The 234-nt window shown below is 43.2% G+C and carries 1 protein-coding gene; it reads right to left on the bottom strand.

The genetic code is table 11. The features are described 5' to 3' along the window. The coding region (locus SB775_RS34015) for a DUF84 family protein (RefSeq protein WP_410865705.1) at positions 1-234 on the bottom strand (234 nt) is incomplete at both ends.

Genomic DNA, 234 nt, shown 5'->3' with positions numbered 1-234 from the left:
CATAAATAAACCGTGCTCCGTTTTCATTACGCCACCTTCTAATCCAATACCAATTTGAGCTTCTCCTTCTTGTAGCGCTCGCTTCGCTCTATTAACCGCTCCTTGCATCGTCTCTTCATCTGTAAACGGCTGGTTTGCTACCCCTGAAGGAACAGAAAGAGATGTAATTGTAGCATCTTTCCAAACTTTCTCCACAGCACCAACTTTCGTTTTATTCTTCGATCCAACTACTAC

This window comes from Peribacillus sp. SIMBA_075, from assembly GCF_046534585.1.
Note: the sequence above shows the minus strand (reverse complement) of the source record. Positions and strands in the feature narration are given on the sequence as shown.